This is a genomic window from Methylobacterium sp. CM6247 (assembly GCF_054817925.1).
In genome coordinates this window covers 1,655,800-1,681,337 of sequence record NZ_JBTXKX010000003.1, presented here as the reverse complement: position 1 = coordinate 1,681,337, position 25,538 = coordinate 1,655,800, and the positions used below count along the sequence as shown (strand labels likewise).

The 25,538-nt window shown below is 68.9% G+C and carries 23 protein-coding genes; 4 read left to right on the top strand and 19 right to left on the bottom strand.

Annotated features, from left to right (window positions below; all coding sequences use genetic code 11):
- The first annotated feature begins 167 nt into the window (after window positions 1-167).
- Together ACYQOP_RS08730 and ACYQOP_RS08725 are read left to right on the top strand one after the other, a co-directional pair.
- Window positions 168-1,055 carry an aldose 1-epimerase family protein gene (locus tag ACYQOP_RS08730; protein WP_461222107.1) on the top strand — a complete coding sequence of 296 codons (888 nt, stop codon included), beginning with the start codon at window positions 168-170 and terminating at the stop codon, window positions 1,053-1,055.
- On the top strand, window positions 1,052-1,735 hold the full coding sequence (locus ACYQOP_RS08725) for a TenA family protein (protein WP_419953062.1): 684 nt from the start codon (window positions 1,052-1,054) through the stop codon (window positions 1,733-1,735). Before ACYQOP_RS08730 ends, ACYQOP_RS08725 begins: the two co-directional genes overlap by 4 nt.
- Here ACYQOP_RS08725 and ACYQOP_RS08720 read toward each other — a convergent pair.
- Together ACYQOP_RS08720 and ACYQOP_RS08715 are read right to left on the bottom strand one after the other, a co-directional pair.
- Window positions 1,708-2,565: a class II glutamine amidotransferase gene (locus tag ACYQOP_RS08720; protein ID WP_461222106.1), complete on the bottom strand. Its 858-nt coding sequence runs from the start codon at window positions 2,563-2,565 to the stop codon at window positions 1,708-1,710. The two genes, ACYQOP_RS08725 and ACYQOP_RS08720, sit on opposite strands and share 28 nt — an antisense overlap.
- A 272-nt stretch (window positions 2,566-2,837) precedes the next feature.
- Window positions 2,838-6,470: an autotransporter family protein gene (locus tag ACYQOP_RS08715; protein ID WP_461222105.1), complete on the bottom strand. Its 3,633-nt coding sequence runs from the start codon at window positions 6,468-6,470 to the stop codon at window positions 2,838-2,840.
- A gap of 289 nt (window positions 6,471-6,759) precedes the next feature.
- Here ACYQOP_RS08715 and ACYQOP_RS08710 point away from each other — a divergent pair, with 289 nt between their 5' ends.
- Complete coding sequence (locus ACYQOP_RS08710; protein WP_461222104.1) at window positions 6,760-9,312, top strand: ATP-binding cassette domain-containing protein; 2,553 nt, start codon at window positions 6,760-6,762, stop codon at window positions 9,310-9,312.
- Between the two features lie 108 nt (window positions 9,313-9,420).
- On the opposite strand, the gene ACYQOP_RS08705 is transcribed toward ACYQOP_RS08710, so the two are convergent.
- Window positions 9,421-9,813, bottom strand: a complete 393-nt coding sequence (locus ACYQOP_RS08705; RefSeq protein WP_461222103.1) for a RidA family protein — start codon at window positions 9,811-9,813, stop codon at window positions 9,421-9,423.
- Between the two features lie 267 nt (window positions 9,814-10,080).
- Here ACYQOP_RS08705 and ACYQOP_RS08700 point away from each other — a divergent pair, with 267 nt between their 5' ends.
- Complete coding sequence (locus ACYQOP_RS08700) at window positions 10,081-11,274, top strand: L,D-transpeptidase family protein (protein WP_461222102.1); 1,194 nt, start codon at window positions 10,081-10,083, stop codon at window positions 11,272-11,274.
- Between the two features lie 269 nt (window positions 11,275-11,543).
- Here the strand turns inward: ACYQOP_RS08700 and ACYQOP_RS08695 are convergent, their stop codons facing one another.
- From ACYQOP_RS08695 to ACYQOP_RS08620, 16 genes are all read right to left on the bottom strand, one after another.
- The gene (locus ACYQOP_RS08695) at window positions 11,544-12,770 is read right to left on the bottom strand and encodes a divergent polysaccharide deacetylase family protein (RefSeq protein ID WP_461225252.1); all 1,227 of its coding nucleotides are present in this window, start codon (window positions 12,768-12,770) and stop codon (window positions 11,544-11,546) included.
- Between the two features lie 157 nt (window positions 12,771-12,927).
- A complete protein-coding gene (locus ACYQOP_RS08690; RefSeq protein WP_056422300.1) occupies window positions 12,928-14,250 on the bottom strand; it encodes a S41 family peptidase in 1,323 nt (440 codons plus the stop codon).
- Window positions 14,250-15,563, bottom strand: coding sequence for a murein hydrolase activator EnvC family protein (locus tag ACYQOP_RS08685; RefSeq protein WP_461225250.1), 1,314 nt, complete (start codon window positions 15,561-15,563; stop codon window positions 14,250-14,252). The genes ACYQOP_RS08690 and ACYQOP_RS08685 overlap by 1 nt, the downstream gene beginning before the upstream one ends.
- 62 nt (window positions 15,564-15,625) lie before the next feature.
- Window positions 15,626-16,126 carry a 23S rRNA (pseudouridine(1915)-N(3))-methyltransferase RlmH gene (gene rlmH / locus ACYQOP_RS08680; RefSeq protein ID WP_056422305.1) on the bottom strand — a complete coding sequence of 167 codons (501 nt, stop codon included), beginning with the start codon at window positions 16,124-16,126 and terminating at the stop codon, window positions 15,626-15,628.
- Between the two features lie 32 nt (window positions 16,127-16,158).
- Complete coding sequence (rsfS, locus tag ACYQOP_RS08675; RefSeq protein WP_311275799.1) at window positions 16,159-16,590, bottom strand: ribosome silencing factor; 432 nt, start codon at window positions 16,588-16,590, stop codon at window positions 16,159-16,161.
- A gap of 73 nt (window positions 16,591-16,663) precedes the next feature.
- Window positions 16,664-17,275 (bottom strand): nicotinate-nucleotide adenylyltransferase, encoded by a 612-nt coding sequence (locus tag ACYQOP_RS08670; protein ID WP_461222101.1) that lies wholly within the window; start codon window positions 17,273-17,275, stop codon window positions 16,664-16,666.
- A gap of 21 nt (window positions 17,276-17,296) precedes the next feature.
- Window positions 17,297-18,595: a glutamate-5-semialdehyde dehydrogenase gene (locus ACYQOP_RS08665; protein WP_461222100.1), complete on the bottom strand. Its 1,299-nt coding sequence runs from the start codon at window positions 18,593-18,595 to the stop codon at window positions 17,297-17,299.
- 107 nt (window positions 18,596-18,702) lie between these two features.
- Window positions 18,703-19,854, bottom strand: a complete 1,152-nt coding sequence (proB, locus tag ACYQOP_RS08660; RefSeq protein WP_056422313.1) for a glutamate 5-kinase — start codon at window positions 19,852-19,854, stop codon at window positions 18,703-18,705.
- Window positions 19,851-20,246 carry a type II toxin-antitoxin system VapC family toxin gene (locus ACYQOP_RS08655; protein ID WP_461222099.1) on the bottom strand — a complete coding sequence of 132 codons (396 nt, stop codon included), beginning with the start codon at window positions 20,244-20,246 and terminating at the stop codon, window positions 19,851-19,853. The genes proB and ACYQOP_RS08655 overlap by 4 nt, the downstream gene beginning before the upstream one ends.
- Window positions 20,247-20,248: 2 nt before the next feature.
- Window positions 20,249-20,581 (bottom strand): type II toxin-antitoxin system VapB family antitoxin, encoded by a 333-nt coding sequence (locus ACYQOP_RS08650; protein ID WP_461222098.1) that lies wholly within the window; start codon window positions 20,579-20,581, stop codon window positions 20,249-20,251.
- 40 nt (window positions 20,582-20,621) lie between these two features.
- Window positions 20,622-21,656 carry a GTPase ObgE gene (gene obgE / locus ACYQOP_RS08645; RefSeq protein WP_056422324.1) on the bottom strand — a complete coding sequence of 345 codons (1,035 nt, stop codon included), beginning with the start codon at window positions 21,654-21,656 and terminating at the stop codon, window positions 20,622-20,624.
- Between the two features lie 87 nt (window positions 21,657-21,743).
- Window positions 21,744-22,229, bottom strand: a complete 486-nt coding sequence (locus ACYQOP_RS08640) for a hypothetical protein (RefSeq protein ID WP_461222097.1) — start codon at window positions 22,227-22,229, stop codon at window positions 21,744-21,746.
- A 152-nt stretch (window positions 22,230-22,381) separates the two neighbouring features.
- Entirely contained in the window at window positions 22,382-22,648 is a 267-nt protein-coding gene (gene rpmA, locus ACYQOP_RS08635; protein WP_056422330.1) for a 50S ribosomal protein L27, read from the bottom strand.
- Between the two features lie 35 nt (window positions 22,649-22,683).
- Window positions 22,684-22,998, bottom strand: coding sequence for a 50S ribosomal protein L21 (rplU, locus tag ACYQOP_RS08630; RefSeq protein WP_056422333.1), 315 nt, complete (start codon window positions 22,996-22,998; stop codon window positions 22,684-22,686).
- Window positions 22,999-23,192: 194 nt separating this feature from the next.
- Window positions 23,193-23,708: a helix-turn-helix domain-containing protein gene (locus ACYQOP_RS08625; RefSeq protein WP_461222096.1), complete on the bottom strand. Its 516-nt coding sequence runs from the start codon at window positions 23,706-23,708 to the stop codon at window positions 23,193-23,195.
- Window positions 23,709-23,981: 273 nt separating this feature from the next.
- The gene (locus ACYQOP_RS08620; RefSeq protein ID WP_461222095.1) at window positions 23,982-25,502 is read right to left on the bottom strand and encodes a helicase HerA-like domain-containing protein; all 1,521 of its coding nucleotides are present in this window, start codon (window positions 25,500-25,502) and stop codon (window positions 23,982-23,984) included.
- Window positions 25,503-25,538 lie beyond the last annotated feature (36 nt).

Here is a 25,538-nt window from a genome sequence, read left to right as displayed (position 1 = left end):
TGCCTGACTTGGCGGACCAGCCGTATGGGCAATTTGGCGAGGCGCCGGGATTTCTCCGTAACGGTGAACGCTTAATCGTCCCTGTCGAGGCTGGACCGGCGATCCGCCTGCGGCCACAACCGCGTCAGCGTGAAAGCCCCGAGCGTGACAGCACCGAGGAAGACCACATGAGCGACCGCATCACTCTCAAGGCCGGAGACGGCACCGTGGCGGTGGTCGCGGCGTCCGGTGCCGAGCCCGTCTCCTGGCAGGTGGGTGGGCGAGAGTATCTCTGGAACGGAGATCCGGCGCATTGGAACCGGCATGCACCCTGGCTCTTCCCGGTGGTCGGCGCCTCGTCCGGCGGCGTGGTCCGGGTGGATGGCACGGCCTATCCGATGGGCCAGCACGGCTTTGCCCGCGACCTGCCCTTCACGATCGTCTCGCAGAGCGACGACAGCGTCACGTTGCGCCTCATCGAGAGCGAGGCGACGCGCGCCCGCTACCCCTATCCGTTCCAGCTCGACATCACCACGCGGGTCGGCCCGGCCCATCTCGATTTCGAGATCTGGATCGAGAATACCGGTGGGACGAACCTGCCCTACGCGCTGGGCTTCCACCCGGCCTTCCCCTGGCCCTTCGCCGGCGGAGAGCGCAAGGCGGGAGGCGGCTACGCGGTGGAGTTCGAGCACCCCGAACGGGCTCTGGCGCCCGAGGTGGGGGATGGCGGCCTGCTCCTGCGCCAGGAGCGTCCGTTCCCCCTCGAAGGCCGCATCCTGCCCCTCGATCCCGACCTATTCGCCGAGGCCATCGTCCTGCGCGATGCGGCGAGCGCACGGATGCGCTTCACCGCGCCCGACGGCAGCGCCATCCGCATGGATGTCTCGGATTTCCCGCATCTCGCCATCTGGACGAAGCCCACGGCGCCGTTCCTGTCCCTGGAATGCTGGACTGGCCATGCCGATTGGGCCGGGTTCGACGGCGACCTGACCCGCCGGGATTCACAGCGCCTCATCGCCCCCGGCCAGCGCGTCCGCCACGGGGTCAGCCTTACCCTGGAAGGTCCCCGCTCATGATCCGCCCCGTCGACGAGAACGGCTTCTCGGCCGAAGCCTGGGCGCGCAACGAGACGGCCTACGAGGCCATCCGGACGATGCCGTTCAATGCCGAACTCGCCGCCGGCACCCTCGGTGAGGCCCGCTTTCGCCACTACATCCTGCAGGACGCGCATTACCTCATCGGCTTCGGCCGGGCGCTGGCCCTGGCGGCGGCGAAGTCGCCGGAGCCCGAGGGTATCGTGCAATTCGCCAAGGCCGCCGAGACGGCGATCGTGGTCGAGCGCTCCCTCCATGGCGGCTTCTTCCGGGATTACGGCATCACGGCCGAGACCTTCGCGGCCACGCCGCTCTCGCCGGCCTGCGACCACTATGTTTCGTATCTCCTCGCCACGGCCTATGCCGAACCCTACGAGGTCCTGCTCGGCGCCCTGCTCCCGTGCTTCTGGATCTATGCCGAGATCGGCACCGACATCCTGTCACGGGCAGGCACCGGCAATCCCTACGCCGCCTGGATCGACACCTACGCGGGCGAGGAATTCGGCACCGCCGTCGCCGAGATGATCGCGACCACCGATTCCGCGGCGCTCGGGGTCTCGCCCTCGCTGCGAGAGCGGATGCACCGCGCTTTCTCCCGCGCGACGCAGCTCGAATGGATGTTCTGGGACAGCGCCTATCGCGAGGCGGCCTGGCCGGTCTGACCGTCGGGACGCCCGACCCCGGAACAAGGAGGAGGAATCCGCACCGGCTTCGGCACTCCCGGCTTGACGATGCGGACGATGCCGTCGCGCAGGGAGAGCATGTGGCCGCGCTCCACATCGGTCCAGCACTCGTCGCGGGTGAGCGCCTTGGTGGCGATGACGGTCACCACGTCGTCGGTCCGCGTCTCCTGCGCGAAATCCACGTGCCAATCCTCGTCGATGAGGGTCGCGGTGCCGAACGGCGCGCAGCGGGTGAGGTAGCACAGGCGCTTGCCGCAATGGGCATAGAGCGTCCGGCTGTCGCTGAGCAGCATGTTGAACACGCCGAGCCCGTGCAGCTCGGCGCAGAGTTCAGCGACGGCAGTGTCGAGCCGCGCCGGGCTCGGAAGGCTCGGATAGCGGGTTTGCAGCCGGTCGAGCATCCAGCAGAACGCGTATTCGCTGTCGGTGGAGCCCACCGGCTTGAACCAGGTCAGCGGCCACTTCTTCACACCCTTGAGCTGGCCGTTATGGGCGAAGGTCCAGCGCCGGCCCCAGAGCTCACGGCTGAACGGATGGGTGTTCTCGAGCCCGACCCGCCCGCGATTGGCCTTGCGGACATGCGCGATCACGATCCGGCTCTTGATCGCGTAGTCGCGCAGCAGCTTGGCGAGGACCGAACGCGCGCTCGGCTCGGGCTCGTGGAAGGCGCGCGCGCCCCGCCCCTCGTAGAAGGTGATGCCCCATCCATCGGCGTGAGGCCCGGTCTCCCCGCCGCGCCGGGCGAGGCCCGCGAAGGAGAAACGGATGTCGGTGGGCACGTTCGCGCTCATGCCGAGCAATTCGCACATGGAGGTTCGGGGACTTCGCGTGGGAGGAACGGGTGGGCTTGCGGAGGACGGAGTCCTTGGGGAGACCGCCAAGCTACCCACTCTAGAGGATTTTCCCACCCGCGGGAGCCGGTAATCCTTCCGAAACGCTCCGCTTCACGCAAACAGCCTTCCTCGCGCAGAAAGCCTTGGTCGGCACCGAGAAAGCGCACGACCTTCGGAGGCCATTTCCTCCTGGGATGTAAACGCCGCCGGACCCGCGCGGTCCGGCGGCGCAATGTCCGCCGTAAGGTTCAGAACCGATAGGTGAAGTTGCCCTTCACGGCATGGTCCTGCGCCCGCTCGCCCACCTGGCCCGTATAGGACACACCCAGCGTGGTGCCGCGCGCCACCCGCACGTCGAGCCCGGCTTGTGCCACCAGGGCGTCCCGGCCGATCGGCGTGCCCGTGGTGAGGAAGCTCGGCCCCGTGCCGAAGCTCAGGAGGGCTTTCGGCACCACGTCGCCATAGGCCCGGCGATAGCCAACCAACCCGTTCAGCGAGACCGGCGCACCGGACCCGAGATCGAAGCTGGTCTGGCCGCGCAGGCCCAACGTCGAGGTCGCCACCTCGGTGGTCTGCGCCGCGCTCGTCAGCGCCGCCAGCCCACCCGCTTCGGTGAAGCGGTCGCGTCCGATCGACACGTAGGCCCCGCCCAGGAAGGGCTCGATATAGGTCTGCTGGACCGGGGCCGGAGCCGCCCCGCCCTTGGCGACCAGGACGGGCTGGGCAGCGCCCAGGAAGAAGCGGTAGCCCACCTCGCCGAAGCCCTGCACGGTGGAGCCGCCGTAGCGGGCCGTGTCGTTGTCGGAGAACCCGGCGAAGCTCACGACCCGGCTCATGCGGCTCGACTGGTCGGCATAGACCGCACCGAGGCGTAGCGCGAAGGCCCCCCGCTCGAAGCCGCCATAGACTCCGCCGAAGCCGCTCTCGATCGTGCCCGATGAGAGGCGCCCTGCGCTGTCGAGGCTGGTCGCGGTGTAGCCACCGGCCACGCCGAGGCGGAAGCCGGTCTCCAGACGGAGATCCGCACCGAGCACGAACCCGGAGGTCTGGCGCGAGAGCCCGGCGGCGTTGCCGTCGCTACGGGCCTGGCCGAAGCTGCCGAAACCCTGTCCCCAGAGCCCGAACACGCGCGGGTCGAGAACCCGCACGGGCACGGGCGCCACCGGAGCGGACCGACCCGGCAGGTCGGCCGTGTAAGTGGCCGGCAGGCTGCCGTAATCGGCGACCTCCGCCGCGCCCCAGCGCAGGCGGTCGAGGATGGCCTCGCGGACGAAGAAGGCGGTCTCGAACTGGGCGCTCGCGGCACTGGCGTGGATGTCGCCGGTGAGCGCCCCGAAGGCGGCGCGCGCCTCGGGCGTGGTCAGTCCGACGGTGCGCCCGTAGAGGGCGGAGCCCGCGCCGCCCGCCTGGATGGCGTCGGCGACGCCGGCCTGATTGCGGGTCTGGGCGATGGTGGAGAAGGCGATGTCGTTGCGGGTCAGCGTCAGGTCGACCGCCCCCGCGCTGTAGCGGAGGGTCGGGGTGAGGAAGGCGAAGTTGGAGGTGACGCCGGCGAACTGCCCCGTGACGCCGCGGGCGGCGGTCAGGACGGTGTAGCTCGTGCGCGGGTCGTAGCGGCCCGCACCGGCCAGCACCTGGACGGTGCCGCCGTCGAGGGTGGCGGTGCCGGTCGCCGCGACGCGGTCGGACTGGCCGGCGGCGTTGGCTTCGACCTGCAAGGTGGAACCGCGCGCGAAGCTGGCATTGCCGGCCACGTTGAGGGTGCCGATGGAATTGCCCGGCGCCACCGCCGCGCCGGACCGGGCCACGAGCCCGCCCACCGTGCCGGTGCCGCCGATGGCGGCGCCCTCGCCCACCGTCACCACGGAATGCGCGAGGCTGCCGTTCACGTCGAGACGCCCCTGCGCGACGCCCGTGAGACCGCTGAACGTGCTGGTGCCGGTCAGGTTGAGAGTACCGGATCCGGCCTTGGTCAGGATGCCGGTGCCGGCGATGGAATTCGCCAGCGTTCCGTCGGTGGCCTGGTCGAGGATCAAGCTGGCATTGTCGGTGATGGCACCCGAGCCGAGGCTGGCGGCGGAGGCGACGAGGGTACCGCCCGCGATGGTGGTACCGCCCGAATAGGTGTTCGTGCCGGTGAGGGTGAGCGTACCGGTGCCGGCCTTCGTCAGGGAGCCGGTTCCGCCGATATCGTTCCGCCAGGTGTCGCTGGCGTCGTACCCGCCCTTGGCGGCGTCCATCGTCACCGTGACGGCGCCGTTGAAGGCGCCGTAGCCGTCCGCCGCCGCTACGAGATTCAGGCGGCCCCAGCCGTCATAGGTGTTGCCGTCGAGCAGCGGGTAGCCCGAGGACAGGCCCGTCGTCGCCAGCACCTCCCGCCGCTGGGCGTCGCTGAGATAGGGGAAGCGGGTGAGGAGCAGAACCTGCGCCTGGACCGGCACCTCGGCGGCCGTCAGGGGCGTGCTGGGTCCGGTCGGCTGGAAGCCGTAGGTCATCCGGGCGGTGTAATCCGCCTTGTTCTGCGCGGCGTTGCCGAAGGAATCGGCCGCTCCGGAGGCCGCGCCTGCGGCGAGGCACCCCGCCACGGTCCCCGCCCCGCAGCTCGCGGCCAGGTAGGATTGGGTCTGCTGGTAGGCCTGATACACGGCGTAGGCGCCGGCATTGGCCGGGTTGGTCCAGTCGATCCGGTTGCCGGCCGCGTCGTAGAGGGCGGCGTAGATGTTGGTGGCGGCGATCGCCGTCGACTGCATGCGGCCGCCCATCACGTCGAGGGGCGAGTGCATGCCGGTCAGGATGCGGTTGTTACCGAGCTCGGAGGCACGGGTCAGGAGTTCCTGCATCCGCTGCGGGACGAGGAAGCCGACACCGAGGCTCTGGAGATAGCCGGAATTGGTGTGGCCGCTCGGATAGCCGCCATCCGCGTAGGCATTCGTGGTGTTGGTGCGGGGGTTGAGCAGCGTCGGCACGTCGACCGCCGTGCTGACGCGGAACGGACGGGGCGAGGTCCCGATTCCCGGAACGTACTCGCCGACCCCGAACGTCGTCGGGTTGAAGGCGCCGGTGGGGCCGAAGGAGCCGACATTGGGAGCCGTCAGCGGTCGTCCGCCATTGGCATCGATCATCTCCTGGGTGACGGTGAAGCCCTTCACCCAACGGTCGGTCGTTCCGTAGACCGCCGGAACGGGGAAATTGGAGAGGTAGCCGGGCACGACGAAGTTCGCCGTGTCCGCGGTGGTCAGGCCCGCCTTGTTCGTGATGGCGTTGTAATCGTTGAAGCGGGGCGCCAGGGGGTCGATGGCCGGATTGGGGCCCTGGTAGCGCCCGAAGACCCGCTTCGACGGTTCCGTCGAAGCATTGGCCCGGACCGTGTTGTCGATGAAGCTGACCGCCGCCGCGAGGGGTGTCGCCGTCCCGTCGCCGAAGCTCGTCGCGCCTCCGCTCGCGCTCGCGCCGGTGCTGAGGTTGGCCGCGTAGTCGGCCAGCGTCGTCGTCGCATAGGTGGTCGGCGTGAGGCTCGTCGGCCGGGTGCCGGTGAACGAGGCCCCGGCCCCGGTGAGGTAGGCGGAGGTGAGGGGGCCGAGCCCGTTCAGGATGCTGTAGGCCTGTACGGTGCGGTCGTCGTGGATCGCCGCCAGGGTCTGGTCCGCATTCCGGGCCTGCGTCATCCCGACCACCGTCTGGTAGTTCTGGATCATGACGGCGGGATTGGACGTCATCAGGCCGATGTAGCTGTCGAGGACGCGCGGAATGACCGTCCCGGGGACGACCGAGGTGCTGTTCGTGAAGCCGATGCCCGGCGAGGTCGGAATCTGCTGCGCCTGCGCACCGACAGGCAGGAGGCACGTCGCGGCAAGCAGGGCGGTCTTGAGTGGTGTGGACACGGAAGCCTCGCACGGAAAAAGGCAGCAGCCTGTTGGCGGCGCGGTGCTAGCTTGGCCGTAAGACGATGCCGTGACGAAAATCGCCTGGCGCGAACACGGCAGAGCATTCGTGGCGCGCGTGTAGCGCCGGATGGCTGCTCCCGGCGCGATGGACGAAGGCTGAAGAACGGCGCCGGGAGAATGGCGGCATGGCCCGCCGAGGTGCGCGCCAGCGCTTTCGTCGCCGGGCCCGATCCTCTAAGCCGCTCAGCGAGCCTCGGTTTCCCGGGGCGATTTGCACAGAGTGCCGATGGACCGGGATCCGATCGCCTTCACCTGGCGGACCGCGCGGAGCGAGCATGTCGCCGCGGTCGGGCTCGCGCTCGGTCTCGGGGGGCCCCTCGCGTTTCTCGCGCTGTTGTGCATGCGCGACCTCGTGGGCGTCCAGGTCCACGATACCGAAACGGCGGGCCGGTTCCTGCGAATCACCGCGACGCTGCCGTGGCGGACGGGCGACGCGGAGCCGTTCGTCGCCTTTGCCGGCTGGGCCCTGCCCACGGCCGATCTCGTGCGCGCGGCCTTCCTCGGCCTGGCGGCGGCGGCCCTGGCCTCGGCCGGCCTCGGCTGGGCGGTGGCGCGCCTCTGCTTCCAGGCGCAGGCGCGCACGGTGGCGGCCCTGCATGGTCGGGTCACCGAGGCGATCCTGCGCGCGCCGCCGAGCGCCCGCGACGAGGCCCGCGCCCTGGCGCAGATCCTGGCCGACATGCTGGGCCGCCTCGACACCCTGTTCGGACTGGCGGTCCTGGTGCCGGCGCTGGCGATCGGCAGCGGGATCCTCGCCCTGATTCTCGCCGCGCTGGCCGCCCCGCGCCTGATGCCCACCGTGGCCGTCGGCCTCCTGGCATCTGGGCTCGCCCGCGCCCTGATCCAGCGGCGCGTGCACGATCGCGCGGCTTTGCGTCTGCGGGCCGGGGGCGCGGCGGGGCGGGCCCTCGCCGATCTCATCCGGCGGATGCCGGCGGTACGCGCTCACGGCGCGGCGGCCTTCGAGCGCAGCCGCCTCGCCGCCAAGGGGGCCAGCACCCGCGACGCGTTGGCGGCATCGGAATCGCGCCTCGCCTATGCGCGCGCGCCGTCCACGGCGCTCGTCATCCTGCTGCCTGCCATCGTCGTGGCGGTGGCGCTCTGGCGCGGGCACGACGGCACGACGATGCCGGTGGAGCCCGGTGCCCTGGTGGCGGCCGGCGGCGGCTTCGCCCTCGCCGTTCTGGCCCTGGCGGTGACGCTACGCCTGCGCTCGATCCATGAGGCCGTGGCGCCGGTCTTCCGCGATCTGGCGGCGACGCTCGTGTCCCTCGAAGGGCGCGGCGGCAACAGGCCCGGCGCCTTCGCTGCGCTGCCGAAGGGCGGGGAACTCGCCGCGTCCGGCGTCGGCGTCTACGATCCCGCCAGCGGCGAACGCCTCGCCGGCGTCGACGTCACCGTGGCGATGCCCTCCCACCTCGCCATCGTGGGCGAGCGCGGCAGCGGCGCGCGGGCGCTGGCCGCCCTGCTGGCCGGACAGCTCGAACCCACCGCGGGCGCGGTGACCTATGACGGGATCGACCTGCGCAGCCTCGACCCGGCCGAGCGCGCCAGCCACATCGCGCTGGCCGGCGCCGAGGCGATCCTGATCGAGGGCACGCTCGAACAGAACATCCTCTACGGCGCGGCTCGGCAGGAAAAGCCGTCCGAGGCGGACCTCATCGAGGTGCTGCACCTGACCGGGCTCGACACTTTCGTCTATGCGCGCGGCCTCGAGGGAACGGTGGACCCGAACGCCGAGCCCGGCATCGCCGATTCCATCGTCTCCGCCCGCCACGCCGTGCGGGAGGCCCTGGCAGAGGACAAGGCGGCGCGGCTGGTGGAGCCGTTCGATCCCGCCCGCTACAACCATCAGGCGACGGTGGGCGAGAACATCCTGTTCGGCGAGGCCGTGGGACCGGCCTTCTCCGGCAGCCATATCGCGGCCCATCCCTACCTGCGCGCCGTGCTCGAGGCCGAGGACCTGACCCGGCCCTTCACCGAGATCGGGCTCCAGGTGGCGCGCAGCACCATCGAGATCTTCGCGGACCTTCCGGACGACCACCCGCTCTTCGACGCGTTCTCGCTGTTTCCCGCGGCCGAGCGCGGGTTCTTCGAGGATCTCGTCAGCCGTCAGCCGGAGGCGAAGGGCTGGCGCCGGGGCCCGGCGGGCCAGCGCGACCGCAAGCGCCTGATCGGATTGGCGCTTCGCTACAGCGAGACGCGACACCGGTTCGGCCTCATCGACGCCGCCTTCGAGGACCGGATCGTCGCCGCACGCCACTCTTTCGCGCGGCTTCTGCCTCAGAACCTGCGCTCGGCGGTGGAATTCTACGATCCCGACCGGCTGAACCCGGCCGCCAGCCTGGAGGAGAACCTCCTGTTCGGCCGCATCAACGGCGAGGAGGCCGGGGCGGAGCCGCGGGTGCGAGCCCTGGTGCGCCGGGTCCTGGTGCAGCAGGGCCTCGAATCAACCGTCTACCGGCTCGGCCTCGCCAGCCGCGTGGAGCCGGGCATGGGCGGCGGCGGGGCGAGCCTCGGGGAGAACGCCATCGGCTCGCGCGAGCGCATCGGCATCGACCTCGCCCGCTGCCTCGTGCGCAAACCGGACATCGTGGTCGTCGCCATCGCGCTGGACGACGGCAAGGCCGCCGAGATCAGGACGCGCCTCGCCAGCTTGCGCGCGGCGCGAGCCGGTCGCGGCCTCATCGTCTGCCTGCCGAGTACCGATACGCTCGACGCGAACGATCCCTTCGGCGCGGTGCTGCATGTGGAGCGCAACACGGTGATGGCCGCCTGACGGGGCCGTGACACGCCCCTACTCGTCGCCGGTGGCCCGTCCGACATTGCCGGCCGCTGTCCCCTCCGGTCCGCTTCGCCACGCCGCTGCCGCTGACCAGTGGCGTGGCTAGGCGGGCAGGAACGCCATCGCATCCACCTCGACCAACATGTCGGGGAATGCCAGCGCCGCAACGCCGATCAATGCGCTGGCCGGTGGGCATTCGGCGTTGATCCAGCGATCGCGCACAGCCCGGATGATTGGGAGCTGGCTTGGATCATAGTCCCGGACATAGATCGTGAGACGCGCGACGGCGCTGAAATCGGCGCCCGCCGCGTGGAGCGTCGCCTGCATATTCTGGAACACCCGATCGAGCTGGGTCGCCAGATCCCCGCTGACCACTTCGCCGGCGCCATCGAAGGGGACATGGCCCGAGAGAATGAGCAATCGGCCCTCCGAAACCAGCATCGCCTGCGAGATGCCGGGAATCGAGGGACCGGGCGGATTGATGGGTCGCAGCATCTCGATGCTCCATTGCCGGCATGGGGTGACAACCCACGAATGCCAGGCCGACGATATCTCCCTCCGATGTGATCTTCGCGACAGAGCGTCCCTCGATCCGCCGCACCTTCACATTTCGGTCGGCGTCAATGATCGTCGGTCGACCAAAGAAGAAGGGCGGCGGCGCTTCCCCTATTGCCGCCCCATTGGGATGGGATAAGCAAGGCTTCGTGCACCCTGTTGCACGGTGTCGGCGGTCGGTCGGCGCATCCCTCTCCAGGGCCGGGCATGGTCGTTCTACCCTCGCCAGTCGTACAGCGCCGCGCCGTCGCCTGGCTTCTCCTGCTGGCTCTGGGGCTCGCCGCGCCGGACATCGCACGGGCGCAATCGGCCAAGGCCACGGCTCCGATCCCGGCAGCGACCCTCGCGCTGATGAGCCAGAAGGGCACCAGCGCCTCGGCGCCGGTCCTGTTCAGGGCCTACAAGAAGGAATCCGAGATCGAGGTCTGGAAGAAAGCCGCCAGTGGGCGCTTCGTCCATATCAAGACCTTTCCGATCTGCCGCTGGTCGGGCCAGCTCGGCCCCAAGCGCAAGACCGGCGACCGCCAGACGCCGGAAGGGTTCTACTCGGTGCCCCCGCGCCAGATGAACCCGAATTCGAGCTACTACCTCTCCTTCGATGTCGGCTACCCCAACGCCTATGACCGCGCGCACGGCTTCACCGGCTCGGCCGTGATGGTCCACGGCGTCTGCTCGTCGATGGGGTGTTTCGCCATGACCGACCAGGTCGTCGGCGAGATCTACGCCATCGCGCGTGACGCCTTCGCCGGCGGACAGGCGGCGTTCCAGTTCCAGTCCTACCCGTTCCGGATGAGCGCGGCGAACATGGCCCGCTACCGGACGGACCCGAACATCGCCTTCTGGCGCCAGCTCAAGGAAGGTTCGGACCGGTTCGAGGCGACGGGCGAGGAGCCGAACGTCACCGTCACCGCCGGCCGCTACGCCTTCCTTCCCTACAAGGACCCCGCCCTGGAATCGCTGGTGACGGCGCGCCGGGTGCAGGAGGAGGCGCGCATCGCAAGCCTGGTGGAGGATGGGAGCGCTGCCGTGCGCACCACCTATTCGGACGGGGCACAGCATCCCTTCTGGGCCGCCCTCTCCGCCAAGGGCGTCTCGCTCGGCGATGTCAGCCGGCCCGAGGCCCTCGCCTATGCCGGCCAGGACGTGATCGTGATTCCGGCCCAGCGCCGCCCGGTCCTCGTCGCCGAGGCGGTCTGGTCGCGCTGGATGGTGGCGGCTTCGGTTCCCGCGCTCATGCGGGTGCGCGGGTTCAAGCCGGCCTACGAGACCGAGCCGTCGCGCTTCGCCGCCCTCGTCATGCGCTACGATCAGACCCTGCCGACGATGCTCTCGGCCTCCCTCACCGGGCAGATGCCGGCCCCGACCTCGCCGGCCATCATCGAGACCCTGGCGCAGCGCTAACCCTACGGATAAGCGGGTTCCCCTCTCCCCGCAGGCGGGGAGAGGATCACAAGCACGTTGTCGTGCCTGTGATGAGCGGAGCGAGGGTGAGGGGGCGAAGTCGGAGAAGACTCCTTCGGAATCGCCCCCTCACCTTCGGCTGCCGCCTCGACGCGCTCCCCGACGAGGGGGAGACGCGTCCCTCTCCCCGCAAGCGGGGCGAGGGGATGCTCACGCCCGGACCGCACGTGGTCGATCAGCTCAGCCGAAGGACTCAGCCGCCTCCCCTCTCACGGTCCCGCGCTCGACAGCCGCGCGGGTGGCGCTCCCCGCAGGGCGGTGCTGACGGGGACGAGGCGAACGCCGCGGGCTTCGAGGTCGCGCGCCCAGCGGGCGATCCGCTCGATCGTCATCGGCATCGCGCCCGCCGAGGCCAGCGCGAACCCGTTGGCCTTGGCCTGGGCCTCCAGCCGGGCGAGCTCGCGGTCGATCGCGTCCGCCTGGGGCAAGGCATCGAGGACGATCTCGGCGCGGGCGACGGGGATCTTGAGCTTGCCGCCGAGAGACGTCGCCAGCGAGCGCGACGACGCGCCGTCATCCACGAAGCCGAGCCCCCTGGCGCCGATCTCGCGCAGCACCGGTTCGAAGGCGGCGGCATCGCCCTCGAGCTTGGCTCCCATGAAGTTCACGAGACCGACATAGCCCCCGAACCGGCTCATGACCCAGGACAGACGGTCGAGATTCTCCGGCGGTCGCGAACTCGTCAGCATGGTCTGCGGGCCGGGATCGCTGTCGGGATAATCGAACGGCTCCATCGGCGCCTGGACCAGGATCTCATGGCCGAAATCGCGGGCGCGGGCGACGCTGCGTTCGAGATCGCCGCCATAGGGTGAGAAGGCGAGGCTGATCGCCGGCGGCAGCTTGGTGATGGCGCCCGCCGTCGCGGCCTGCCCGACGCCGAGGCCCGTGACGAGAATGGCGATGCGCGCGCCCGGCGCGCCCGCATCGGGATCGGGGCGGGCATAGACGTCGAGGGGCCGGCGGCGGCCGTCGCCGATCTTCGGCACGCTGCCATGACGGCCCCGCTCCAGCAGGCGAGGATCGGGGGCGGCCAGGCGCACGGGCTCGCTGTCGGGCACGCGGATGATCACCGCATCGGTGGCGGCGGCACCGGCCGGCCGCACCACACGGACGCCCGAGGCCGTCTCGACCTCGCCGGCCGAACGCGGCGCCGACGACGCGGGCGGAGGCTCGGGGGCCTTCGCCACGGGAGCAGGGGCCGCCGGTTCGCGCAGGGTGATCGCCGCGAAGGCGGCGGGCTCGCCGCCCTGGGGATCGCCGGTCACGGCGAGGATCGTGATTCCGATGGCGAGGCCGGCCGCCGCGAGGGCGACCAAGGTCGGCGGGCTCATCCGGGGCATCGAGAGACCGCGCAGCCGCTGGCCGAGCGTGCGGGACGCCGCAGCACTCTTGGTTCCCAGCGGACGGGTCAGGATGTCGTCGGTGGCCACGGTCAGCCGTTTCCCTGAGGGCTCGCGAACGACCGAGGCGGGCTTATCGTGTGAGAAACGAAGCGGCCCGCCGAGTCGGTCTGACCGACATTGCGGGCCGCGCTGGTTAACGTTTCTTTAAATCCCGCGACGCCGGCGGCGTTTCAGGATGGAGCCGTGATCTTCAGTTCGGAACAGCGGCCTTCGGCGTGTTGGCCGCGCCCTTCTGGATACCCCGGATGAAGTCCACGGCCGCGATCAGCTGCTTGTCCTTGGCCGGATCCGGCGGGACGTAAGCCGACGAACCGCCGCGCTCCTCGACATCCTTCTGCTTGAGGTGCCCCTTCAGGCCGGCCTCGCCCTTGGTCTCGTCCTTGCCCTTCAGCTCGTCGGGAATCTCCTGCAGGACCTCCTGGTCCGGCTCGATGCCCTTGGCCTGGATCGAGCGGCCCGACGGCGTGTAGTAGCGCGCCGTTGTGAGGCGCAGCGCGCCGCTGCCGCCGAGCGGAATGATCGACTGGACCGAGCCCTTGCCGAAGGAGCGCGTGCCGAGCACGGTGGCGCGCTTGTGATCCTGCAGGGCGCCGGCCACGATCTCGGAGGCCGAGGCGGAGCCGCCATTCACCAGGACGACGATGGGCTTGCCCTTGGTGAGGTCGCCGGACTTGGCCGAGAAGCGCTGGGTCTCGTCCGGGTTGCGGCCACGGGTGGAGACGATCTCGCCCCGGTCGAGGAACGCGTCGGAGACCGACACGGCCTGGTCGAGGAGGCCGCCCGGATTGTTGCGCAGGTCGAGGACGTAGCCCTTCAGCTTGTCCTGGCCCACTTCCCCGGAGAGCTTGTCGATGGCGTTGCGCAGGCCGTCATAGGTCTGCTCGGTGAACTGCGTCAGGCGGATGTAGCCGACATCGCCGCCCTCGGCGCGCGAGCGCACCGGCTTGATCTTGATGACGTCGCGGTTGAGCACGACGTCGATCGGATCCTTGGATTCCTTGCGGGAGATCTTGAGCTTCACCGGCGAGTTCACCGGGCCGCGCATCTTGTCGACGGCCTGGTTCAGGGTGAGACCCTGGACCTGGTCCTCGTCGATCTGCGTGATGATGTCGTTGGTGAGGATGCCGGCCTTGGAGGCGGGGGTGTCGTCGATGGGGCTGACCACCTTGATCAGGCCGTCCTCCATCGTGACCTCGATGCCGAGGCCGCCGAACTCACCCTTGGTCTGCACCTGCATGTCACGGAAGCTCTTCGAGTCCATGTAGCTCGAATGCGGGTCCAGGGAGGTGAGCATGCCGTTGACGGCCGCCTCGATCAGCTTGGCCTCGTCGGGCTTCTCGACATAGTCGGTCCGCACCTTCTCGAACACGTCACCGAACAGGCTGAGCTGGCGGTAGGTCTCGGCGGAAGCCGCCACCGCGCTGGTCCCGGAGAGCAGATGCGTCTGGGTGGCGAGGAGTGAGGAACCGACGCCAAGGAACGCGCCGGCCAGGACTAGGGAAATCTTGCGCATTATCCGCGAACCTTCTCGCTGGGGCTCTTCGCCCACCAAGGCTCCGGATCGATGGAGCCGCCGTCTTTCCTGAACTCGACGTACAAGACCGGTCCGTCGCGGTCGCCCGGTGTGGCGCCCTGGCCGCCCTCACCCATAGCTGCCACCGGTTCCCCCGCAAGCACGAACTGTCCGACCTCGACGTTGATCTGATCCATACCGGCCAGCAGCAGATAGTAGCCATCGCCGGCATTGATGATCAAGAGTCGTCCATACGAGCGGAACTGCCCGGCGAACGACACCCACCCATCGGATGGAGAGGAAACCACCGCCTTCGGGCGGGTCGCGAGCGATATGCCGCGGGTCGTTCCGCCATTGCCGTCGGGCTGGTTGAAGCTGCGCAGCGTCGTGCCGCTCACCGGCCTCGGCACGTCGCCGCGTGTGTCCACGAAGCGGATCTTGGGGGCGAGCCGCGCGGGATCGCGCGTGCCGGCCGCCGCGAACCGCTCCTGGGTCGCCCGCGCTTCCTTCGTCTCGGCGGCGCGGGCCTCCTCCGCCGCCCGGCGGGCCGAGGCGACCTCGTTCTCCATCCGGTCGAGGAGTTCCTTCAGGCTTTTCGCCTGGACACCGAGCTCGGCCGTGCGCGCGCGCTCGGTGACGAGACCACTCTCGACTTCGGCGAGCCGGGTACGGCGGGCCGTAATGAGGGCGTTGAGCCGCTGCTGCTCCCGGGCCCAGCCGGCGAGGTCGTTCTGCAGACCCTCGCGATCGGCGGCGATGAGCCCCTTCAGCCGCACCATCTCGCTGAGGTCGGCGGCCAGCGTCTCGGCCTCGCCGCGCAGTTCGGGCACCACCGCGCCGAGCAGCATCGAGGTGCGGATGACGGCGAGCACGTCCTCCGGCTGGACCAGGACCGCCGGGGGCGGCCTCCGTCCCATGCGCTGCAGGGCGGCGAGGATCTCGGCGATGACGCCCCGTCTGGCTTCGAGGGAGCGGCGGATGCCGGCTTCGCTGGCGGTGAGCGTCTTCAGGCGCTCCTCCAGCCGGCTCATCCTGCCCTCCGTCGCCTGCGCCTGACGGGCGGCGTCGAGGAGGGCCGCATTCAGCTTGGCCCGGTCTCCGGCGACCGAGGCGACCTCCGCTTCGAGCTTCGCCCGCGCACCGGTGGAGGCGGCGAGCTGCTCCTCGATCCGCTTCAGGTTCTCGGCGCGGCGGGCTTTCTCGTCGATGGCGCGCTGGATCGCGTCGGCGCCGGCGGCATCCTGCGGTTTCGGTGCGTCCTGCTGCTTTGGAGCGTCCTGTGCGTAGGCCGGACCGAGCGTCAGCACCGCCATCGCCGCATAGGCAGCGATACGGATCGCTCCGCCGTCAGGCCCGCGCCGCGCGTGTCCGCCCCTCATGCGTCGATGTCGCCCCGATGATAGGGATGCCCTGCCAGGATCGTCAGCGTTCTGTACACCTGCTCCAGCGCCAGCACGCGCACAAGGCCGTGAGGCAGGGTGGCCGCCCCGAAGGCGAGGGAGAGGTCGGCGCGCGCGCGCACCGCCGGCGCGAGTCCGTCGGCGCCACCGATGGCGACGACCAGCGTCGCCGTGGCCGCGTCGCGCCAGGACGCGATCCGCTCGGCGATGCGTTCGCTGGTCCAGTCCGAGCGCCCGCGCTCGTCATAGACCAGCAGCACGCTCGATGAGGCCGGGGCATGGGACAGGATCGCCGCCCCCTCCTCCACGCTGCGGTCGACGGCGCGCCGGGCGCGGCTCTCAGGAATCTCGACGACGTCGCAAGCGGTGAGACCCAAGCCACGACCGAGCTGGACCGCACGTTCGCGATAGCGGGATGCGAGGTCCCGTTCGGGTCCGGGTTTGAGGCGACCGACCGCCGTGACGAGCAGACGCACGCGTCAGGCGCCCCGCGCCATCGATCCGATGCTCAGCCGGCCAGCAGGTCGGTGGTCGGACGGTCCGCGCCCCACATCTTCTCGAGATTATAGAAGCCGCGGACTTCCGGCCGGAAGATATGGACGATGATGTCGCCGGTATCGATCAGAACCCAGTCGCAGGCGGGCATGCCTTCGACTCGGGCCGTACCGAAGCCCTTGCTCTTCATTTCCTGCAGGATGCGGTCGGCGATGGCGCTGACATGGCGCTGCGAGCGGCCGGAGGTGATGATCATCGTGTCGGCCAGCGAGGTCCGACCGGCGAGATCGATCTCGATGGTCTCCTCGGCCTTCATGTCTTCGAGACAATCGAGCGCGAGCGTCTTAAGATCACCGATCCTCTGATCGGCGGCGTGGTCGGAACCTGTGGTTCCAGAATGGTGCGAATCGGTCAGTGTCTCGATTCCCGAAGTGACGGCGGTCATTGTATCTGAACAATCTATAGTCTGGAGAGAGTGGAACGATCACTCTCCGTTTTCAAGAGTCGCGACGCGCTCGTCACCGTCCCGCCCTCAGGGCGGTGGACGACAAGGTCGAGCGCGGGCCGTGGAGAAACACCCAGGCCGGGGGTTCGAGATCGGCGAGGAGGCCCGCATCCGATTCGTCGATGCGCCACCGGCCCATGGCCTGCGCCCCTCGGGCACTCGTCGCCGTCAGGGTGAAACCGGGCCTATCGATGATCGCGATCGGCATCATGGCGGCGATAGCATGAAAATCGCGCCAGCGGTGAAATGCCGCGAGAGAGTCGGCACCCATGATCCAGACGAAGCGGACGCCTGGATGCCTGGCCCGGAGATAATCCAGGCTCTGGCGCGTGTAACGGGCCCCGATTCGCGTCTCGAAATCGGTGATGGCGATGCGCGGATGGTTTGCCACGGCCTCGGCGATGGCGATCCGGCGATCGAGGGGGGCGAGCGCCGAGCGGTCCTTCAGCGGGTTGCCCGGCGTGATCATCCACCACACCCGGTCGAGGGCGAGCCGCTTCAGCGCCACCAGGCTCACATGCCGGTGGCCGAGATGGGCCGGGTTGAACGACCCGCCATAGAGCCCGATCCGCAGGCCGGGCGCGGCGGGAGGCAGCCGGGCGAGCCCGGCCGCATCAAGCCGCATGGAGAATGCCGGCCATCCGCATCAGGGACGGGTCTGCCCACGGCCGTGGACCCGATACTTGAAGGTCGTCAGCTGCTCCACGCCCACGGGACCGCGCGCATGCATGCGCCCGGTGGCGATGCCGATCTCGGCGCCGAACCCGAACTCGCCGCCATCGGCGAATTGCGTCGAGGCGTTGTGGGTGACGATGGCCGAATCGACCTCCGCCAGGAAGCGCGCTGCCTCGGCGGCGTCGGCCGTGACGATGGCGTCGGTATGGTGCGAGCCGTTGGCCTCGATATGGGCGATCGCGGCGTCGAGCCCGTCCACCACCTTCACGGCGATGATGGCGTCGAGATACTCGGTGCGCCAGTCGATCTCAGTGGCGGCGGTGACCCGTGCATCCACCGCCTGGGTCGCCGCATCGCCGCGGACGCTGCAGCCGGCCTCGATCAGTGCCGTGACCAGGGGGGCGAGGTGGGTCTCCGCCACGGCGGCATCGACGAGCAGGGTCTCGGCGGCGCCACAGATGCCGGTGCGGCGCATCTTGCTGTTGATCACCAGCGTGCGCGCCATGTCGAGATCCGCGCCGGCGGCCACGTAGACGTGGCAGATGCCGTCGAGATGGGCGAAGACCGGCACCTTGGCCTCGGCCTGGACCCGCTCCACGAGGCCGCGCCCGCCCCGGGGCACGATGACGTCGATGCAGCCGTCGAGGCCCGACAGCATGGCGCCCACCGCCGCGCGGTCGCGGGTGGGGACGATCTGCACCGCATCCGCGGGCAGGCCGGCGGCTTCCAGCCCCTCGCGCATGGCACGCGCGATGGCCATGGCGGTGCGGTGGCTGTCCGACCCGGCGCGAAGGATCGCGGCGTTGCCGGCCTTGAGGCAGAGGGCGCCCGCATCGGCGGTGACGTTGGGGCGACTCTCGAAGATGACACCGACGACGCCGAGCGGCACGGCGATCCGCTCGATCAGCAGCCCGTTCGGGCGCTCGAACGCCGCGAGCTGGCGACCGACGGGATCGGGCAGCGCGCCGATCTTGGCCACCGCATCGGCCATGGCGGCGAGACGGCCTTCGTCGAGCGTGAGACGGTCGATCAACGCCTGGGTCTGGCCGCTCGCCGTGGCGGCGGCGACATCGCGGGCGTTCTCGGCGAGGATCGCGTCCCGGCTCGCCCTCAGGCAATCGGCCACCTGGCGAAGGGCGACGTCCTTCGCCTGAGCCGAAGCCTGGGCGATCTTGCGGGCGGCCGCACGGGCACGGTGGCCGATCTCCTGCATCTGCTCGGTAAGATCGGGAGCGGCGGCGAAATCGGATCTCAGATTCAGAACGGGCACGGTCTGTTTCCTCGCAGCTCACCGTTCAAGGCGATGGCGGCATGTTGACTGTGCCCTCATGCCACGCGTTAAGGCAGCAAAACAAGCACATTGCTCAATATTCGAGCCTATTCCCCGACCATTGCGAGGTCATCGCGATGCACCATTTCAGAACGACCGGGATGAGTAAGCAATTCCGCGATCTCCCGACTCGGGCGACCGATGATCTGCGCAGCCTGTGCACTGTCATAGGCCACGAGGCCACGCCCCAGGGTGCGTCCCTGCACATCCCGGATGATCACCGCGTCCCCGCGCCCGAAGCTGCCCGATAATCCGGTGACGCCGACCGGCAGAAGGCTCGCGCCGCCTTGCAAGGCACGGGCCGCCCCGGCATCGACCACGAGGACGCCGCGCGGCTCCAATGACCCGGCGATCCAGGCCTTGCGGGCGGCGACGGGGTTCGAGCCGGACAGGAACCAGGTGCATCGCCCGCCCTGCAGGATGGTGCGCAGGGGGTTCTTCTCGCGGCCGTCGGCGATGACCATGTGGGTGCCGCCGCTGGCGGCGATCTTGCCCGCCTCGACCTTGGTGCGCATACCGCCGCGGGACAATTCCGAGGCCGGCCCGCCCGCCATGGCCTCGATCTCGGGCGTGATGCGCTCGACGAGGGGCAGGTGCCGCGCCTCCGGGTCGGTGGCGGGGGGGGCCGTGTAGAGCCCGTCGATATCGGAGAACAGCACCAGCACGTCGGCCCCGATCATGGTGGCGACGCGGGCGGCGAGACGGTCGTTGTCGCCGTAGCGGATCTCGCTGGTGGCGACCGTATCGTTCTCGTTGACCACCGGCACGGCCCGGACTTCGAGGAGCTTCAGCACCGTGGCGCGGGCATTGAGGTAGCGGCGACGCTCCTCGGTGTCCTGCGGCGTCACCAGGATCTGGCCAGCCGCGATGCCATGATGGCCGAGCGCCTCGGCCCAGTAGCGCGCCAGGGCGATCTGCCCCACGGCGGCGGCGGCCTGACTCTCCTCCAGCCGGAGCGTGCCGGGCGCGTAGCCGAGTACCGTCCGCCCCAGGGCGATGGCGCCCGAAGAAACCACGAGGACATCCACGCCCCGCGCATGCAGATCGGCGATGTCCTCGGCGAGAGCCGCGAGCCAGGCATGGCGCAGGCGACCGCGCGCGCGGTCGACGAGAAGCGCCGAGCCGACCTTGATGACGACGCGGCGAAAATCCTGAAGGACGGGGATCTGGGACAAGGCGGTTTGGGCAGAAGAGGTCATGGCACGGGGGTGTAGGCGAACGCGATATCCGTGTGAACGAAGTCCTGCCCCTTGAACAGCAGCGGCAGCGCATGGGTCTTGGCCACGGCGTAGGCGAGACAATCGCCGAAGTTCAGTTTTGCGGGATGTCCCCTGCCCCTACCGAAGCGAACGAAGGCCGTGGATGCGATGCCGAACATCTCCTCATCGAAGGACACGACCCGAACCGAAGGCCGGTTCAGGAAATCCGTCACAAAGGTCGGCGCATCCTGTAGCCGGGATTCGAGGACCATGCGGATTTCGACGAGCGTCGGCCCGCCGATCAGGGCGTACCGCGTAGCGATGAGATAGGAGAACGCCTCCTCTTCAGGCTCGCACAAGGCGATCGCGACGACCGCCGACGTATCGAGCACGATCAAATCGGGAGCCCGTCCTCACCGTACATATCACCATGATCCGACGTGGACCCCGCACATTTGCTCGCCGCGCTCCGTCGTGCGAGCGCACGCAGGGATTCGTAATCCGCCCTTTGACCGGGTGTCAGATCGTTGAGCGGCGCAGTCTGTATGTCTGTGCCATGCGCCTGGCGTGTCCGCGCAGGCTTCGGCTCGTAAAGCGACGAACGGAGGGAAGCCACGACCGCCTCCTCGAGGCTCACGCCGCGACGTTCAGCAAGTTCGCGGGCCAGGGCATAGGCTTCGTCATTCTCGACGATCAACGTTTCCGTCATCCCGGCCTCTTCGTCCACGGCTGGTCATGAAATCTAGCTCAGACCATCCTATCCGTCATCAAGGCTGCCAAGCCTCAGCCGGCCGTGCCTCGGCCTCTGCCGCCTTGGCCTCCATCATCTCCCGGGTGATCGCGCGCAGAGCGTCCTGCACACCGAGGCCGGTGGCCGAGGACAGGATCAGCGGCTTCGCCTTGGAGGCCCGCTTCAGGCGCGCGACCTGCTCTTTCAGGGTGTCGGGATCGACGGCATCGGACTTCGACAGGGCGACGATCTCGTGCTTGTCGGCGAGGCCGTTGCCATAGGCTTCGAGTTCCTTGCGGACGAGCTTGTAGGTCTTGCCGGCATGCTCGCTCGTGGCCTCCACGAGGTGGAGCAGCACACGGCAGCGTTCTACATGGGCGAGGAACTTGTCGCCGAGGCCGACGCCGTCATGCGCGCCCTCGATCAGGCCGGGAATGTCGGCGAGCACGAATTCACGCTCGTCCGAGCGGACCACGCCGAGACCCGGATGCAGGGTGGTGAAGGGATAATCGGCGATCTTGGGCCTGGCCGCCGTCACCGTCGCGAGGAAGGTCGACTTGCCGGCATTGGGCAGGCCGACGAGGCCGGCATCGGCGATGAGTTTCAGGCGCAACCAGATCCACTGCTCATGGCCTTCGAGGCCCGGATTGGCGTGTTTGGGCGCGCGGTTCGTCGAGGTGGTGAAATAGGCGTTGCCGAAGCCGCCATTGCCGCCCTTGGCCAGGCGCACGCGCTGCCCGATATGAGTCATGTCGGCGATCAGGGTCTCGCCATCCTCGGCGATGATCTCGGTTCCGGCAGGCACCTTCAGCACCACATCCGCCCCGTTGGCGCCGTGGCGGTTCGAGCCCATGCCGTGCTCGCCCTTCTTGGCCTTGAAATGCTGCTGGTAGCGATAGTCGATCAGCGTGTTGAGGCCGTCGACGCACTCGACCCAGACATCGCCGCCACGGCCGCCATCGCCGCCGTTGGGGCCGCCGAACTCGATGAACTTCTCGCGCCGGAACGCGACGCAGCCGGCGCCGCCGTCACCGGAGCGGACATAGACCTTGGCTTCGTCGAGGAATTTCACGGGTGTTCTCGTCTCTGTCTTGGGTTCGCTTGTGCCCTGCCCCCCATCTGGGGCCGGACCTTACGCGAATCACATGCGGGTTCGGGTTCAGGCTGCGCCCTGACGGCACTTCCCGTCGAGGTTCAGGTACTGCACGCTGCGCAGGCCCGCCTCGAACCACGCCCCACCCGACTTCGTCCGGTCGTAGGCGTAGAGATTGATGACGATGGCGCCATCCGGAGACGTGAGCGTCGCCGGCACCTGCGCATCGTCGAAAGCCCAGATCGGGCGCGGCACGCCCTCACCAAAATCGGCCCGGCTACCGTCCATCTCGAACTGGCTCACCTGGGCGAAGACCGGCCGCTCGTCCTGGTCGGAGATCGCGAAGGCGAAGCCGACCTTGGGGCTTCGCCCGACGAAATTGTAGAATTCGCAATAGAGCGTCGGACTCTTGCGCGACGGCCCTGGCGCCGGTCGGGGCACCTCCGCGACAGAAGGTGCGGGCGGTTCGCGCCCTTCCCCCAGAACGAAGAGGGCGAGGACGACCGAACCGACCAGGGCGAGCCCCGCGAGACCGAGACTACCCTTCGTCATCGCGGGTCCGCTCCCGAACGCCAGACTTCCGGGCGGGACCGATCGTCGAGACGACGAAAGGGAGGATGGCGCGCCATCCTCCCTTCGCTGTCGGACGATCGTCGCGCGGCCTGCCTAGGAAGGCACGCCGCTCCGCCGTGGGAGACCGTGGATTACTCCGCGGCTTCCTGATGCGGCACGACGGTGACGAAGGCGCGGCCGCGCTTCGTCAGGAACAGCACGCGGCCATCCGCCTTGGCGAAGAGGGTGTGGTCCGTGCCGATGCCGACATTGACGCCGGGGTGGAACTTGGTGCCGCGCTGACGGACGATGATGTTGCCGGCGATGACGGCTTCGGCACCGAACTTCTTCACGCCGAGGCGCTGGCCGGCCGAATCGCGGCCGTTGCGGGACGAACCGCCTGCTTTTTTATGGGCCATGGTGGCTTAAACTCCGAAATGTCTCGATCAGAACGTCAGGCGCTGATGCCGGTGATGCGCACCACGGTGTGGTGCTGGCGATGACCGCGCTTGCGGCGCGAGTTCTGACGGCGGCGCTTCTTGAAGGCGATGACCTTGGCGTCGCGGCCGTGGCTGACGATCTCGCCGGCGACGCTGATGCCCGACAGGAGCGGAGCGCCGACCTGGGTGGCGCCCGCGCCGTCCGTGAACAGCAGGACTTCGCCGAAGGTCACGGCGGAGCCGGGTTCGCCCTCGACGGTGGCGATCGTGATGGTGTCGTTGGCGGCAACGCGATACTGCTTGCCGCCCGTCTTGATGACTGCGAACATCGTTCTCTCTTCGTGTTCTCTGCCGGCCTCCAGCCTAGCGAGCCTGGACCGTCTTCTTGTTCAGGTCATCCGCGACACCGATCGAGCGATGCTGCGAACGCGAAACGCGCGGACTTCGTCGAGGAAGCCGCGCGAGCGTCGGTGGATAAGCGTGGAGGGGGTGATTTGTCAATGCGACGTTGCCGGAGCGCCGCTCACCCCGGCTTGAATCCGATGTCGTCCCGTTCGGCGAGAACGGCTTCCACGATGGACGGATGGCGCGCGATGATCGCGAGCAGGATGCGCGCGGAGGCGTCCGGCCGGTTGCGGCCCTGGTCCCAGTTCTGCACCGTATCGAGCTCGAATCCGAATGCCGTCGCGAAATCCGCCTGGGACAGGTTCATCCGCGTCCGGATCTCCTTGGGACTGACGTCCGGAATTCTCAACTCGACGGCCTCGATTCCAAGGTCCGAGAACCGGGCCACGAGAGCGCCGGCATCCTCGCTCCACATTTGAGCGGCGACCGTATCGCCCGCGGCGATCCGCTGGAGAAACGCATGCGCCCGCTTGAGGGACACGCCCTGTGAGACTAGGAGGCGCGCCACGTCGACCGGCCGGTCGATCTCAGCGTTCATGCGCAGCCGCAGACGAATGGGGGTACCGAAACGGGCGCTGGATGCGGCCTTTGGTACGCCCCGTCGTGCGAGTGCTTCCTTCAACGACAAGGCCATCGGCGCCCGCCTCCTCCATCAGCTTTCGTGCGATCGCGTTGAGGCCTGCCCGCCCAAGTGCGCCGGGAGACAATCCCTGAACGTGCGTCGCCTCGATCACCAGAATAGTGCCTCGGATCAAGACGCGTCCGATCAGGTCGATCCGCCCCACGGGCGTCCCGATGGACACGAGGACGACATCGCCTTCCACATCGGAGACCTCGACCGAAACCTCATCGGTAGTCCACATATACGCGCTTCACGTACAGATGAGGAGTCGCTCTTTCCGAATGGTCACCGCTTCATCAACCCGCCCAGCACGTTCCGCAGGATCGCGTTGCCCACCTGCGTTCCCACCGTCCGCGCCATCGAGCGGGCCGCGTTGCCGATGACCTGTTCGGCGAGGCCCTTCGGCGGGCGGCGGCCTCCCTTCGCGGCGGGTTTGGAGCCGAGGACTCCGCCGAGCAGATCGCCGAGCATGCCACTCAGGCCGCCTTCCGATTGCTGCGCCGCCTCAGCGGGAGCGGAATCCAGCCCCTTGCGAGCGGCGAGGATCTCGTAGGCGCTCTCATTGTCCACCGCCTCGTCGTATTTGCCGCGCAGCGGGCTTTTCGCGATCAGCTCGGCGCGCTCGGCCGGGCTCAGTGGCCCGACCCGGCCCTGCGGCGGGGCGATGAGGGCGCGCTCCACCATCGAGGGCGTGCCCTTGGCCTCCAGAAAGCTCACCAGGGCCTCGCCGACGGCGAGTTCGGTGATGGCGGAGGCGACGTCGAAACCGGGATTCTGCCGGAACGTGTCGGCGGCGGCCTTCACCGCCCGTTGGTCGCGGGGCGTGAAAGCGCGCAAAGCGTGCTGGACTCGGTTGCCGAGCTGGCCGAGCACCGATTCCGGCAGGTCGAGGGGGTTCTGAGTCACGAAATAGACGCCGACGCCCTTGGAGCGGATCAGCCGGACCACCTGCTCCACGGCATCGAGAAGGGCCTTGGGCGCATCGTCGAACAGGAGATGCGCCTCATCGAAGAAGAAGACCAGCTTGGGCTTGTCGAGGTCGCCCACCTCCGGCAGCTGCTCGAACAGTTCCGACAGCATCCAGAGCAGGAACGAGGCGTAGAGGCGCGGCCGCTGCATCAGCTTGTCGGCGGCCAGGATGTTGACGATGCCGCGCCCGTCGCGATCCCGCTTCATGAAGTCGTTGAGGTCGAGCGCCGGCTCGCCGAAGAACTGGTCCGCGCCCTGGTTCTCCAGCATCAGCAATTGCCGCTGGATCGCCCCGACGGAGGCGGCCGAGACGTTGCCGTATTTGCCCGAGATCTCCTTGAGGTTCTCGGTGCAGTAGAGCAGCAGCGCGCGCAGGTCCTTCAGGTCGAGGACCGGCCATTGGTTGTCGTCCGCGACGCGGAAGGCGATGTTGAGCACGCCTTCCTGCGTGTCGTTGAGTTCGAGCAGCCGGGCCAGCAGCAGCGGCCCCATCTCGATCACCGTGCAGCGGATGGGGTGCCCTTGCGCCCCGAACAGGTCCCAGAAGACGGTGGGGAAACGGTCGGGCTCGTACGTGATCCCGAGTTCCTCCGCGCGCTTGACGAAGACCGGTTTCGATTCGCCCGCCGCCGCCAGCCCCGAGAGGTCGCCCTTGATGTCGGCGGCGAAGACCGGGACGCCGGCATTGGAGAACCCTTCGGCCAGCACCTGGAGCGTCACCGTCTTGCCGGTACCGGTGGCCCCGGCCACGAGGCCGTGGCGGTTGGCGAGCCTGAGCGTGAGGGCTTCCGGCTTGGTGCCGCTTTTGCCAACGAGGAGGGTGCCGTCGCTCTGCATGGTCGCCTGATCCCACCGCCTCGCGTCGCGCCCAGC

Excerpts from the sequence above, each read along its gene's own strand:
- ACYQOP_RS08685 (WP_461225250.1), bottom strand. The coding sequence starts at position 15,563 with ATGGCGGTGCTGACGCTCGGTCCGGCCTACGCACAGGACGCTCCAAAG.
- rsfS (WP_311275799.1), bottom strand. The coding sequence starts at position 16,590 with ATGACCGCCGTCACTTCGGGAATCGAGACACTGACCGATTCGCACCAT.
- ACYQOP_RS08700 (WP_461222102.1), top strand. The coding sequence starts at position 10,081 with ATGGTCGTTCTACCCTCGCCAGTCGTACAGCGCCGCGCCGTCGCCTGG.
- ACYQOP_RS08705 (WP_461222103.1), bottom strand. The coding sequence starts at position 9,813 with ATGCTGCGACCCATCAATCCGCCCGGTCCCTCGATTCCCGGCATCTCG.
- ACYQOP_RS08710 (WP_461222104.1), top strand. The coding sequence starts at position 6,760 with ATGGACCGGGATCCGATCGCCTTCACCTGGCGGACCGCGCGGAGCGAG.
- ACYQOP_RS08625 (WP_461222096.1), bottom strand. The coding sequence starts at position 23,708 with ATGGCCTTGTCGTTGAAGGAAGCACTCGCACGACGGGGCGTACCAAAG.
- ACYQOP_RS08690 (WP_056422300.1), bottom strand. The coding sequence starts at position 14,250 with ATGCGCAAGATTTCCCTAGTCCTGGCCGGCGCGTTCCTTGGCGTCGGT.
- rplU (WP_056422333.1), bottom strand. The coding sequence starts at position 22,998 with ATGTTCGCAGTCATCAAGACGGGCGGCAAGCAGTATCGCGTTGCCGCC.
- ACYQOP_RS08670 (WP_461222101.1), bottom strand. The coding sequence starts at position 17,275 with ATGCGGCTTGATGCGGCCGGGCTCGCCCGGCTGCCTCCCGCCGCGCCC.
- proB (WP_056422313.1), bottom strand. The coding sequence starts at position 19,854 with ATGACCTCTTCTGCCCAAACCGCCTTGTCCCAGATCCCCGTCCTTCAG.
- ACYQOP_RS08620 (WP_461222095.1), bottom strand. The coding sequence starts at position 25,502 with ATGCAGAGCGACGGCACCCTCCTCGTTGGCAAAAGCGGCACCAAGCCG.
- ACYQOP_RS08730 (WP_461222107.1), top strand. The coding sequence starts at position 168 with ATGAGCGACCGCATCACTCTCAAGGCCGGAGACGGCACCGTGGCGGTG.
- ACYQOP_RS08640 (WP_461222097.1), bottom strand. The coding sequence starts at position 22,229 with ATGACGAAGGGTAGTCTCGGTCTCGCGGGGCTCGCCCTGGTCGGTTCG.
- ACYQOP_RS08720 (WP_461222106.1), bottom strand. The coding sequence starts at position 2,565 with ATGTGCGAATTGCTCGGCATGAGCGCGAACGTGCCCACCGACATCCGT.
- ACYQOP_RS08725 (WP_419953062.1), top strand. The coding sequence starts at position 1,052 with ATGATCCGCCCCGTCGACGAGAACGGCTTCTCGGCCGAAGCCTGGGCG.
- rpmA (WP_056422330.1), bottom strand. The coding sequence starts at position 22,648 with ATGGCCCATAAAAAAGCAGGCGGTTCGTCCCGCAACGGCCGCGATTCG.